Here is a 12,506-nt window from a genome sequence, read left to right on the forward strand (position 1 = left end):
CTACGCCTCCTCAAACTCCGTGATCAGCGAGGACCGACGCTGCTGCGCGATGGTCTTCGTGTCGAGGTCCGCCTCAAACCGCGGCGCATCGGTGGGATCGTCGTCGAGTCCGAAGCCGTGGTCGACGTTCCAGCTGAGCCAGACCTCAGCGCCGACGTGCGCGGCCGGTCCGAAGGCCATGTTCTGGGCGAACACGACCAGGGTGCCGATTCCGGGCACGGCCACGAGGTACTGCGTACTGACCCCGCTGAACGACACGTCGATGACCCTGCCCGGCCCGAGCACGTTGCGGCCATCGGAGTACGTCGGCGCGACGTCGTGCAGGGTGAGTTTTTCGGGGCGCACACCGATCGTGACCGCGCCCGACACCCGGTGTGCACGCTCAAGCGGCACAACGATCTTCTGCCCAGAAACGTCCACCGCGATGGCGGTACCCGTGGTGGAGACGACCGGGCCGGTGAACAGGTTGGACTGGCCGAGAAAATTCGCGACGAACGCGGTTTTGGGCAATTCGTAGAGCTGCTGCGGTTCGCCCATTTGTTCGATGCGGCCCTTGTTCATGACCGCGATGGTGTCGGCCATGGTCATGGCCTCCTCCTGATCGTGCGTCACGTGCAGGAAGGTGAGGCCGACCTCTTCCTGGATGGTCTTCAACTCAAGCTGCATTTGACGTCGCAGCTTGAGGTCGAGAGCCCCGAGCGGCTCGTCGAGCAGAAGCAGCGCCGGTCGGTTGACGATGGCGCGGGCCAGGGCCACCCGCTGCTGCTGGCCGCCGGAGAGTTGCTGTGGCCTGCGGTGGGCAAGGTGATCAAGCTCCACCAGGAGCAGTGCCTCGTGTGCCTTGGCGACCGGATCGCCGATCTTGCGTCGGCGTAGCCCGAATGCGACGTTCTCCAGCACGGTCATGTGCGGAAAAAGAGCATAGCTCTGGAACACGGTATTGACCGGGCGTTGGAAGGATTTCTGATTCGTCACATCCGCGCCGCCGATGAGGATTCGGCCACCGGTGGGTTCTTCCAGTCCGGCGACCAGCCGCAGGGTCGTCGTCTTGCCGCAGCCGGAGGGGCCGAGCAGCGCAAAGAACGACCCGGCCGGAATGGTGAGGTTGAGATTTTCAATGGCGGTGAACCCGGGGAAACGTTTCTCGATACCGACCAGTTGCAGGTCGGCGCCACGATCAGCGAACGCACCGATGGTCATCAGGCTGCACCCAGCAGAATCGACTGGAACTGTCCGTTGAAGGTTTGTTCCTCCGCGCCGTCGAGACCGCGGAAGACGTAAGCGTTGGCGAGGGTCGCGTCATCGGGAAAGATCAGCGAATCTTCGGCCAGTACCGGGTCGATGGCCATCATGGCTTGCTTGGCGCCAGCGACGGGGGTGATGTAGTTGACGTATGCGGCGACCTCGGCGGCGACGGCCGGGTCGTAGTAGTAGTTGATGAGTTCTTCGACGTTCTTCTTGCCGGGCGAGCCGATCGGCACCACAAAGTTGTCGTTCCAGAGCGTGCCGCCTTTTTCGGGAACGATGAAGCCCCACTTGTCGCCATTTTCAGCGTTGAGCTGCACGATATCTCCCGACCAGACGATGGCGGCGAGAGTATCTTCGTTCGCGAGGTCCTCCTTATAGGAGTTGCCCTTGATGTTGCGAATCTGGCCGTCGGAGACCCGCTTCTTGAACTCGTCAATGGCGGCGGTGAATTCCTCCTCGCCCCATTTGCCGGAAATGTCGATGCCCTGATCGAGCATGATCAGGCCCATGGTGTCGCGCATTTCGGAGAGTACACCGACGCGGCCCTTCAGCTCAGGGGCCCACAGGTCTTCGACCGACTTGAGTCCCTGCGGATACTTCTCCTTGTTCCAGGCCAGGCCGGCGAAACCGCCCTGCCACGGCACGCTCATGGCCCGGCCCGGATCGAAGTCGACGTTCTGCAGGGACGGCAGCAGGTTGGCAAGGTTGGGAATGTTGGCGTGGTCCAGTTCCTGGGTGTACCCAAACCGAATCATGCGGCTGACCATCCAGTCGGTCAGGCAGGCGACATCGGCGCCGATGTCCTGTCCGAGGGCGAGCTGGTCCTTCACCTTGCCGTAGTAGGAGTTGTTATCATCGACGGCCTCGGTGTACTTGACCGAAATGCCGGTCTGCGCCTTGAACGCGTCGAGGGTCGGATAGCTGCCGGCATCATCCACGTCGATGTACAGCGCCCAATTGTCCCAGCGGAGGGTCTTGTTGGTGGCCGAGGTATCGGCCGCAGCGGTAGGTTTGGCCGCGGCTCCGGACGAGCACGCGGCCAGCGTGATAGCGGTCGCACCGGCACCGGCACCGGCCAGCAACGTGCGACGGCCCATTTGGGTGTTCTGCGCCTGACGAATGAGCTGGCGGATCATGGGATCGGCGGGCAGCGGCTTGGACTTCATCATGGTTCTCCTAGCATTCTGGGCACGCACACGGTCGGCACTCGCTGCGTTGCGAGTTGGTCGATAATTGCACATTTCGGTGGTGGACACACCGAAAAGAGTTCTAAACAGTGATTTTGAAACCGATTTGTCACGAAATCAGCACAAACTCCCAACATCCGCCCTCGAAATCACCCGTTCTTCGCGACTAGGGTGGTGGCGAGAAGTGGCGCTGAACGCTTCGACTGAGGAGCACGCTTCACGAGAGGAACACCATGAGAATCGCCATTCCGACCGAGATTAAAAACAATGAGTTTCGGGTCGCGATCACCCCGGCGGGGGTGCATGACCTCGTGCTGCACGGTCAGGATGTGCTCGTACAGGCCGGTGCCGGCAAGGGTTCCTCGATCAGTGATGAGCAGTACACGGCGGCCGGTGCGACGATTCTGCCGGACGCCGCGAGCATCTGGGCGGCCGCCGATCTGCTGCTCAAGGTCAAGGAACCCGTCGCGAGCGAGTACGGCTATTTTCGCGCCGACCTGGTGCTGTTCACCTACCTGCATCTCGCCGCCGAACCGGATCTGACCCGGGCATTGCTCGCCAGCGGTGTCACCGCGATCGCTTATGAAACCGTGCAGTTGCCCTCGCGGGCCTTGCCGTTGTTGGCGCCGATGAGCGAAGTCGCCGGCCGCCTGGCGCCGATCGTCGGAGCCAATGCCATGCTCAAGCCGAACGGCGGTCCTGGCCTGTTGGTGCCCGGCGTTCCGGGCACCCATCCGGCGAAGATCGTTGTGCTCGGCGGCGGTGTCGCCGGCACCGCCGCGATGCAGATGTCGCTTGGTCTCGGCGCTGAGGTCAGCGTGCTGGACACCAACCTGTTTCGACTGCGTGAGATCGACGCCCTGCACTTCGGCCGGGTGAAGACCATCGCCTCGAACAGCTTCGAGATCGACAGGGCCGCATCGGAGGCCGATATGGTTATCGGCTCGGTGTTGATTCCGGGCGCCAAGGCCCCCAAGCTGGTCAGTAACGAGCTCGTGGCTCGAATGAAGCCGGGCAGCGTACTCGTGGACATCGCCGTCGACCAGGGTGGCTGCTTTGCCGACAGCCACCCGACCACGCACGCCGACCCCACCTTCACCGTGCACCGGTCGTTGTTCTACTGCGTGGCGAACATGCCCGGCGCCGTGCCGCATACCTCGACCTATGCCCTGACGAATGCGACGCTGCCCTATGTGCGTGCTCTTGCCACTCTCGGTTGGGTCAACGCCCTGCGGGCGGACTCCGCGCTGGCCCGAGGGCTCAATACCTTCGATGGGCGGCTGACCAGCGCTCCCGTCGCGCTCGCCCACGGATTACCGCACCAGGCCGTGGCCGAGGCTCTTCGCTAGCATCACCGGTCGGGCCTGTCACCGGTCGGGCCTGTCACCGGTCGGGCCTGTCACCGGTCGGGCCTGTCACCGGTCGGGGCTGTCACCGGTCGGGGCTGTCACCGGTCGGGGCTGTCACCGGTCGGGGCTGTCACCGCAGTCCGGCTCCGGCAAGGTCGCCCGGGTCACCGCGCCGTCGGGGTGCAATACCCAGACTCGTCCGCGCCCGGGTGCCAGCGGCGGCGGAAGCTCCCGGCGGTGACTGAGCAGCCGAAAGTCCGACAGGCTGCACCGGTCGAACACCAGGCTGGCCGGGCCGCTCGCCGTTTGCCCACTCGCAGCCTGACCGCTCGAAATGAAGCCGCGCAATCGCGCCAGCAGAGTCCAGTGCGCCTGCCAGGCTTCGGGGTCACCGACGACGATCAGTTGGCCAGGGGCATCCGGCTGACTCTCCTCCCCCGACACCAGCAGGGCGGATGCCGCCGGCCCGCTCGTTCCCGCCAGTTCGATCACCGGCACGCCCAAGGCACCGCGCAGGCGGGTTGCGGTGCCGACCGGTGACGTCGACACGATCAGGAGCGGGCCGTGCGTGGGTAGGGCTGGAATGGGCAAAGCTGGAATGGGCAGGGCCGGGATGGACGCACCGGGCGGCACGGGCGGCGCCAGCACGGGAGCCACCAGCTGCACGCGCAGGCTGCGCCAGACTCCCCCGCCGGGCGGCAGCGACGCGTGGTAACTGGCTGATTGTCCGCCGGCTGCAAGGTGATCCTGCACGGAGGGCAGTTTCAACAGCAGGGTGCTCTGGCAGAGGGCAGCCAGACCGGGAACCATGCTGGTCTGCCGCTGCACGGCGACGACGACGTGCACACCGGCGGCCGGTCCGTCGCGCAGCAGCCCGGTGAGCAGGTCGACGGCCGCTAGCCGATGGTCTGGCTGCCAGCGGGCGCACACGGAGTCAAAGTCGTCGAAGAGCATCAACCGAGGCGACTCCCACGTCTGCTGCCCCGTTTCCACCTGGGCACTGATCTGCGCCAGGGCATCCCAGGCTGATTCGATGTCGGCGGTGACCAGCTGGGCCTCGGTCCGGTGCTCGACCACCCGGGAGAGCGTGCGCAGCAGCGTGGATTTACCCGAACCCGCCCCTCCCACGACGAGCAGGTTCCCGTCGTGGGAGGGACTATAGGCACACACGCGGTACCGCTGACGGTTGGGTTCATCGAGCAACCCGAGGCGGTAGCCCGTCGTCACGGCCTCGCCGGCGGCGGCAGCCTGCAGGTCGGCCACATGCAGGTCGGCATCGGTCACCCGCGGCGGGAGCGCATCGAGCCACGGACGACGCGGGGCGCCTGTGCGGGGCATCGACAGCGGGGCCGCGGCGATGCTCGCAATGTCGAGATCCCCGGTTGTGGCCACCTGGCAGAGCACCGGCGCGCTCGACTCGGTGGCGATCATGCACCGGCCGGGCTGATTCGGCGCCAACGCGGCCGCGGCATCCGTGCCGATCACAGCCTGGCTGTCGGCGCGGTTATTCACGCGCAGCGACAATCGCAGGCTGCAGTTCGCCAGCAGCGCGTCACGCACCACGCCGGCCGGCCGTTGCGTGCACAAAATCAGGTGGACGCCGAGCGACCGTCCCCGGGCGGCGATGTCGACAAAGAGAGCGTGCAGCTCAGGAAACACTCCAAGCATGGTCGCGAACTCATCGACGACGATGACAAGCCGGGGAAGCGGGTGCTCCAACCGCACGTCGGTCACGTCCCGCGCTCCGGCCTCGCTCAGCATGCGCTCACGGTAGCGAAGTTCGGCCCCCAGACTGGCCAGGGCTCGCGCGGCCGTGTTCGAGTCGAGGTCGGTGATGAGGCCGACGCAGTGCGGCAGCCGACCGAGTGGTTGAAAGGCAGCGCCGCCTTTGAAATCGATGAGCAGAAAGTTCACCTGGCCGGGTGAGTAGGTCGCGGCGAGCGCCACGACCCAGGTGGTGAGGAGCTCGCTCTTGCCACTGCCGGTGGTTCCTCCAACCACGGCGTGCGGCCCGGACTGCACCAGGTCGATGCGCACCGGCCCGTCGCGGCCCACGCCGATCAGGCAGTCGAGGCTTGGCGGTGCCGTATCCCGATCGATCGCCCGGTCGATCGCCCCGTCGATCGCGGCAGCCTTGTCGACCTGCTCGACCTGCTCGACCTGCTCGACCTGCTCGAGCAGTTCCAGAATGGGGACCGTGTCCGGGAGTTGCCCGGCCGCTGTCAGGAGTCCGGCGGCCCGGGCCTGCCCGGCAATCGTCACCGCGAAGGTGACCGCTTCGGCCCTTGCGAGCAGTTCCGGGCAAAAATCGAGGGGCGGCGCGCGATTTGGCGAACGGATAATCTGCGCCCGTGCCGGCCCACCGACGCGCACGACCGTTCCACAGCCCGGGGGCAGATCTTCGAGCCGCGTGGCCACGGCAAGGAGCAGCCGCCCCCGGGCTGGCTCGACGCCGCGGGGTTCCGGGGTACTAACGACCGGCTTCGACATTCCGGCCGCCGCCGCACGCAGCACAAGCGTGTACCTGCTCGGCGTCGACGCGACGTGTGGAAGCTGAGCCACCCAGTTCCAGTTTGTGGAACCGGTGAGACCATCTGGAGAAACGCCGAGGTCGGTCGGCGGCAGGGCAAAGCAGAGCTGCACGAACACGGCGCGGGCAAGGGCGGTCGCCAACGGCGGCGGCCCGACGATGCCGAGCCCGTGGGTCAGGTCGACGACGATGGGGGCACCGGTGACGGTCGCGGCCCACTCCGAAAGTTCCCGGTGCTCGTTCGTGGCGCTCGCCCCGCCGAGTCTGATGCCGCTCGCAACCGGGCCCGTCCCGAGCGCGACGAGCGTGGCATCCGTTTGTCGCCAACGTGCGGCCGCCGCACGGCCGAGCACAATATTTCGGGCCGATGGTGTGTGTTGTCAGGCTTCGTCGCGCCGGCGGGACTGACGCTCGGCGATGACCGTACGCAACAGCGCCACTGCCGCGGCGCGCGAAGCCGTCTCGGCACGGTGGCGGTTGCGACCCGAGCGTTTCGAATCGAACATGCTGGCCACCGGGATGATCGGGCTGAGAACGGCGAAGATCAGCGCAAAGGCCGAGCCGGTGATCATCCAGATCACTCCAGCGGCGACCAGGGGCGCCACCGTGGCCAGTAGCGGAAACCCAACGTGCGGCAGCGCAGCCGGCGCGGGCGGCAGGGACAGGGTTTCATCGACGGCGGACACGGGTCCAGCAGACCAGATCGGCGACCACGGAGGGACCACGATCGGGCTATCAGTGCACAACCGGCGTTGTGCTCGCCGGTGCAGGAGCCATCCTGGGTCGAGCGCCTCAGGCGACGCTGAAGGAGTGGTCTGCGATCTCGACCCGGGTACCGCGCGGCAGGACGTACCGTCGTCCTGGTTCGAGCGACTCGGCCGTTTCGCCGGGTCGGCGAATCACCGTACCGTTGCCCGAGACGCGGTCGCTGACCCAGAACTCGCCATCGTGCTGGCCGAATTCGAGGTGGGTCTTCGAGACGGATCGGTCGGCATCCGTCACCCAAATCAGATCGTCGAAAATCTCGTCGGGCTGGGGCAAGGGTTTTCGTCCAATCAGACCGGAGCCCTGCACCGACACCCGCTGGCCGGTGCTGAAGCTCATGACGAAGGTCACGCTGCTCGGCAGCGCGGCGGTCGGTGCGGTGGTCGGTGCGGTAGTCGGTGCGGCGGTCGGCGCGGTAGTCGCAACGCCTGCGGGAATCGGCACAGAAATGACGCCGGTCGGGCGCGGCAGGCGCGCAATGATCGTCGTGTCGTTCGGGCGGGGGTCCGGGCGCTTGCGCGACTCCGCGGTGGCGGTGCGGGAGCTGCCGCATCCACCGCAGAACATAGCCCCAACCGGCAACGAGGCACCGCATATCTGACAGGTCACGATCGGCTCGACCTAGACCTTCTTGACCACGCTGGACTTGAGCTGCATGAAGCCGAAACCATCGACCTTGCAGTCGATGTCGTGGCCGTCGACCGGATCGGAGAGGCGAATGTTGCGCACCTTGGTGCCGACCTTGATCGACAACGACTGGCCCTTGACCTTGAGGTCCTTGATGATCGAAATGGTGTCCCCGTCGTTCAGGACGGTTCCAAAGGCGTCCTTGACCACGGTTTCCTGATCCTGCTCGTCGTCCGCCGGCTCGTTCGACCATTCGTGAGCGCAGAGCGGGCAAGCCAGCAACGCGCCCATCTCGTAGGTCAGGTCGCTGGAGCATTCAGGGCACGGGGGCAGGGTCTCATCCACTCGTTTTATGATACGCGACTGCCCGGGGACGGGGACGGCAGGCGGCTGACGCGGTCAGGCTTCGGGCGTCTCGTACGGTTCGACCGCGAGCACGTCGACCACGATCGCCGTGACGTTGTCGCGACCACCATTTTCCAAGGCCGCCTCGACCATCGCCGCGACGGCATCCTGTGCGAGCTTCTTTTCGAGCAGAAAATGCCGGATGCCGTAGGAGGTGAGTTCCTTGGTGAGACCGTCGGAACAGATCAGAATGCGCATGCCGGCCTGAAGCGGCACGATACGGTAGTCGGGAATCGGCGGTTCGTGGAAGCCGACGGCGCGAGTGATGATATTGCCGTGGGGGTGTACGTCGGCCTCTTCGCGGGTGATGCGCCCGGCGTCGACCAGTTCCTGCACGACCGAGTGATCGTTGGTGATTTGCTCGAGAATACCGCCGGTCAGCTGGTACACCCGTGAGTCACCGATGTTGTACACAATCCAGCTGACGTTATCCGACACCAGGGCCAATGCGACGCCGGTCACCGTGGTGCCGGTACCCTGATCGGTGACTCCGACACCCTGCGCCATGTCTTCAACCGCGAGAGCGAGTGCCCGATCGATCGATTCGGCCTCGGCGACGAGCGTTCCGGAGAGCTCCGCGAGCCTGGTTACGACGGCACCGCTGGCGACATCGCCGGCCGAGTGACCGCCCATTCCGTCGGCGACGGCGAACAGCGGCGGTGCGGCAAGCAAGCTGTCTTCGTTGACCTCGCGGCGATGACCGACATCGGTCAGGGCTGCCCAAGCCAGTGTTACCGTCGTTGCGACGCTGGACAGTTCGACGCGAAATTCGGTCGAACCTTGACCAATCTGGGTCACGGGTGGTGCCTTCCGAGTGTGGGGCACGAAACCGTCCCCGCCGTTCCAACGTTCACCGAAGGACTTGGACCATAATAACGTCACCACTCGGGCCCACCGGACCGACTAGTGCCCGATGTACGACATCACATGCTTGAGGCGCGTGTAGTCCTCGAACCCGTACATCGAGAGGTCTTTACCGTAGCCGGAGTGTTTGAAACCGCCGTGCGGCATCTCGGCAACGATCGGAATGTGCGTGTTGATCCACACGCAGCCGAAGTCGAGGTGTTTGGCCAAGCGCATCGCGCGACCGTGATCGCGGGTCCATACCGACGATGCCAGACCGTACTGCACGTCGTTCGCCCACCGCAGCGCCTCGGCCTTGTCGGTGAAACGCTGCACGGTCATCATCGGGCCGAAGATCTCCTGCTGTACCGCCTCGTCGGACTGCAGCAGATTACTGACGATGGTCGCTTCGTGAAAATACCCGGTGGTACCCAACCGATGACCGCCGAGTTCGAGCACGGCGTGGTCGGGCAGCCGGTCGACAAAGCCAGAGACCTGGGCAAGCTGGTTGGCGTTGTTGACCGGTCCGAACAAGATCCCCTGCTCGGTGGGAGTTCCCGTGCGGGCATTGTCCCGAGCGTAGGCGGCGAGCGCGGCGACGAATTCGTCGTGAATGCCGCCCTGCACGAGCAGCCGGGTAGCCGCGGTGCAGTCCTGGCCGGCGTTGAAGAAGCCGGCGGCGACGATCCCGGCAACGGCGAGTTCAATATCGGCGTCGTCGAACACGATCACCGGTGCCTTTCCTCCCAATTCCAGGTGCACCCGCTTGAGGTCGTGTGACGCAGCCTCGGCCACGGCCATTCCGGCCCGAACCGAACCGGTGATTGAGACGAGCTGCGGGGTCTTGTGGTCAATCATGGCCGCGCCGGTCGTGCGGTCTCCGGTGATCACGTTGAGCACGCCATCTGGCAAGAATTCCGCAGCGATTTCGGCGAGCAGCAGGGTCGCGCTCGGGGTCGTATCAGACGGTTTGAGCACCGTGGTATTACCGGCGGCGAGGGCGGGCGCAAACTTCCAGACCGCCATATTCAAGGGGTAGTTCCAGGGTGTGACCTGGCCAACGACGCCGATCGGCTCCCGCCGGATGAAAGAAGTGTGGTCGGTCATATACTCGCCGGCCGCACGGCCTTCGAGAGTGCGGGCGGCGCCGGCAAAAAAGCGAATCTGGTCGACCGAGAGCATAATCTCATCGTCGACCAGGGTGGAGCGTGGTTTCCCGGTGTCGAGCGACTCGACGTCGGCGAATTCCTCCGCGCGCGCCTCCACCGCATCCGCTATGCGAAAGAGCGCGAGCTGCCGCACTGCCGGTGTCGTCTCTCCCCAGATCTGGAAAGCGGATGCCGCAGCCCGGTAGGCCGTGTCCACGTCGGACGCATTCGACACCGGGCTACTGCCGTAGACCGTTTCGGTCGCGGGATTGACGAGGTCGAACCGATCCAACGATGTGGAGTCGACGTACTGGCCATTGATGAAGTTGCGTAGTTCGGGGGCACTCATGCGGATCAGTGTACCTATTCCATTTTGATTTGCACCCAGATCCACAAATGAAATCAACGGTGATCTGCATAATGTGCGACTGATTCGCTTGCCGAAGTGTATTTGGACTGACAGAATCGATGAATGAATGGACAAAGGCGCGGTCACCCGCCCAAGCCGGCTCAGCTCGACGATGTGTCGAAAAAGATCATCGAACAGCTTCAAGCCGACGGGCGTCGGTCATACGCGGAGATCGGCAAAGCCGTCGGTCTCAGCGAGGCGGCCGTGCGCCAACGAGTGCAGAAGCTCACCGACTCAGGCGTCATGCAAGTCGTCGCCGTGACAGACCCGATGCAGCTGGGTTTTTTTCGCCAGGCCATGATCGGCATCCGCGCTTCGGCCGACACCCGCGTGCTCGCCGAGCAACTGGCCGCAATCGATGCCGTGGATTACGTCGTGCTCACGGCCGGCACCTTTGACATCCTTGCCGAGGTTGTCTGCGAAGACGACGACGAACTGCTCGAACTACTCAACTCCAAGATTCGCAATCTCGAGGGAGTCCTCTCCACCGAGACGTTCGTTTATCTCAAACTCCGCAAACAGTTCTACAACTGGGGAACACGGTAAAAAAAATGACTCTCACCACACCCGTCGATGCACCGACCGCTTACAGCGATGCCCACAACGCCGAGTTGCAGCAGAAGGCCAAAGATCACCTCTGGATGCATTTTTCGCGTCAGTCGGTGATGGAATCCGGCGCCGGAGTGCCCATCATCGTCAAGGGCAAGGGCCACCACATCTGGGATTCCAAGGGCAAGCGGTATATTGACGGCCTGAGCGGCCTGTTCACGGTCAACGCCGGGCATGGACGCAAACGTCTCGCCCAGGTCGCCGCGAAGCAGGCCGAGGAACTCGCGTTCTTCCCGATCTGGTCCTACGCGCACCCGAACGCGATCGAACTCGCAGACCGGCTCGCCTCCTATGCTCCCGGCGACCTCAACCGGGTGTTCTACTCGACCGGCGGCGGTGAAGCCGTCGAGACCGCGTTCAAGCTCGCCAAGTACTACTGGAAGCTGATGGGGCGCCCGACCAAGCACAAGGTCATCTCCCGCAATGTCGCCTATCACGGTACACCGCAGGGCGCACTGGCCATCACCGGTATCCCAGCGATGAAGGAAATGTTCGAGCCGGTCACCCCCGGTGGGTTCCGCGTACCCAACACGAACTTCTATCGGGCCGACGAGATGAGCCCGGGCCTCGGGCTCGGGGACAATCTCGAAATGTTCGGCCAGTGGGCCGCGAACCGCATCGAAGAGATGATCGAGTTCGAAGGACCCGAAACTGTCGCCGCCGTGTTCTTGGAGCCCGTTCAGAACTCCGGCGGCTGCTTTCCACCGCCGCCCGGCTATTTCAAGCGCGTGCGCGAAATCTGCGACAAGTACGACGTACTCTTGGTCGCCGACGAGGTCATCACGGCGTTCGGGCGCATCGGCAACATGTTCGCCTCGACGACCTACAATATCCAGCCCGACATGATCACCTGTGCCAAGGGCATGACGAGCGGATACTCACCGATCGGCGCGACCATTGTCAGCGACCGCATCTACGAACCGTTCAGACACGGCGATACGACCTTCTACCACGGCTACACCTTCGGTGGCCACCCGGTCTCCTCGGCCGTGGCCCTGGCCAACCTCGACATTTTCGAAGAGGAGAAAATCAACGAGAACGTTCGAAAGAACTCGCCCCTGTTCCGCCAGGAGCTGGAGAAACTGCTCGATCTGCCAATCGTCGGCGACGTGCGCGGCGCCGGTTACTTCTTCGGCATCGAACTGGTCAAGGACAAGGGCACGAAGGAAACCTTCAACGACGAGGAGTCGGAGCGTCTGCTGCGCGGCTACCTGTCGAAGGCGCTCTACGACGCTGGCTTGTACTGCCGCGCCGATGACCGTGGCGACCCGGTCATCCAGCTCGCTCCCCCGCTGACGATCGGCCCGAATGAATTCGCTGAGATCGGCGAGATTCTGCACGGGGTGCTCTCGGAGGCACCACAGCACATGTAGTTGATGGAGGCCG

The 12,506-nt window shown here is 64.5% G+C and carries 11 protein-coding genes; 3 read left to right on the forward strand and 8 right to left on the reverse strand.

The annotated features are described in order from the left end of the window. Both E3N85_RS04780 and E3N85_RS04785 read right to left on the reverse strand, forming a co-directional pair. The gene (locus E3N85_RS04780; protein WP_134460060.1) at nt 1–1,200 is read right to left on the reverse strand and encodes an ABC transporter ATP-binding protein; all 1,200 of its coding nucleotides are present in this window, start codon (nt 1,198–1,200) and stop codon (nt 1–3) included. Next, nucleotides 1,200–2,414, reverse strand: a complete 1,215-nt coding sequence (locus tag E3N85_RS04785; protein ID WP_134460739.1) for a PotD/PotF family extracellular solute-binding protein — start codon at nt 2,412–2,414, stop codon at nt 1,200–1,202. Before E3N85_RS04785 ends, E3N85_RS04780 begins: the two co-directional genes overlap by 1 nt. A gap of 254 nt (nt 2,415–2,668) precedes the next feature. On the opposite strand from E3N85_RS04785, the gene ald reads away from it, so the two are divergent. Next, the gene (gene ald / locus E3N85_RS04790) at nt 2,669–3,784 is read left to right on the forward strand and encodes an alanine dehydrogenase (RefSeq protein ID WP_134460063.1); all 1,116 of its coding nucleotides are present in this window, start codon (nt 2,669–2,671) and stop codon (nt 3,782–3,784) included. A 114-nt stretch (nt 3,785–3,898) separates the two neighbouring features. On the opposite strand, the gene E3N85_RS04795 is transcribed toward ald, so the two are convergent. From E3N85_RS04795 to E3N85_RS04820, 6 genes are all read right to left on the reverse strand, one after another. Continuing rightward, complete coding sequence (locus E3N85_RS04795) at nt 3,899–6,667, reverse strand: FtsK/SpoIIIE domain-containing protein (RefSeq protein ID WP_134460066.1); 2,769 nt, start codon at nt 6,665–6,667, stop codon at nt 3,899–3,901. 27 nt (nt 6,668–6,694) lie between these two features. Continuing rightward, nucleotides 6,695–7,000, reverse strand: a complete 306-nt coding sequence (locus E3N85_RS04800) for a hypothetical protein (RefSeq protein WP_134460069.1) — start codon at nt 6,998–7,000, stop codon at nt 6,695–6,697. Between the two features lie 106 nt (nt 7,001–7,106). Beyond that, a complete protein-coding gene (locus E3N85_RS04805) occupies nt 7,107–7,688 on the reverse strand; it encodes an FHA domain-containing protein (protein WP_241978307.1) in 582 nt (193 codons plus the stop codon). Between the two features lie 12 nt (nt 7,689–7,700). After that, a complete protein-coding gene (locus E3N85_RS04810; RefSeq protein ID WP_134460072.1) occupies nt 7,701–8,051 on the reverse strand; it encodes a zinc ribbon domain-containing protein YjdM in 351 nt (116 codons plus the stop codon). A 54-nt stretch (nt 8,052–8,105) separates the two neighbouring features. Further along, the gene (locus tag E3N85_RS04815; protein WP_370289062.1) at nt 8,106–8,909 is read right to left on the reverse strand and encodes a PP2C family serine/threonine-protein phosphatase; all 804 of its coding nucleotides are present in this window, start codon (nt 8,907–8,909) and stop codon (nt 8,106–8,108) included. A gap of 105 nt (nt 8,910–9,014) precedes the next feature. Further along, the gene (locus tag E3N85_RS04820; RefSeq protein ID WP_134460075.1) at nt 9,015–10,451 is read right to left on the reverse strand and encodes a gamma-aminobutyraldehyde dehydrogenase; all 1,437 of its coding nucleotides are present in this window, start codon (nt 10,449–10,451) and stop codon (nt 9,015–9,017) included. A gap of 123 nt (nt 10,452–10,574) precedes the next feature. On the opposite strand from E3N85_RS04820, the gene E3N85_RS04825 reads away from it, so the two are divergent. Both E3N85_RS04825 and E3N85_RS04830 read left to right on the forward strand, forming a co-directional pair. Beyond that, nucleotides 10,575–11,057 (forward strand): Lrp/AsnC family transcriptional regulator, encoded by a 483-nt coding sequence (locus E3N85_RS04825; RefSeq protein ID WP_134460078.1) that lies wholly within the window; start codon nt 10,575–10,577, stop codon nt 11,055–11,057. A gap of 5 nt (nt 11,058–11,062) precedes the next feature. Next, the gene (locus E3N85_RS04830; RefSeq protein ID WP_134460081.1) at nt 11,063–12,493 is read left to right on the forward strand and encodes an aspartate aminotransferase family protein; all 1,431 of its coding nucleotides are present in this window, start codon (nt 11,063–11,065) and stop codon (nt 12,491–12,493) included. The last annotated feature ends 13 nt before the right edge of the window (nt 12,494–12,506 follow it).

Source organism: Cryobacterium sp. Hz9, assembly GCF_004402825.1.
GTDB classification, from domain to species: Bacteria; Actinomycetota; Actinomycetes; order Actinomycetales; family Microbacteriaceae; genus Cryobacterium; species Cryobacterium gelidum.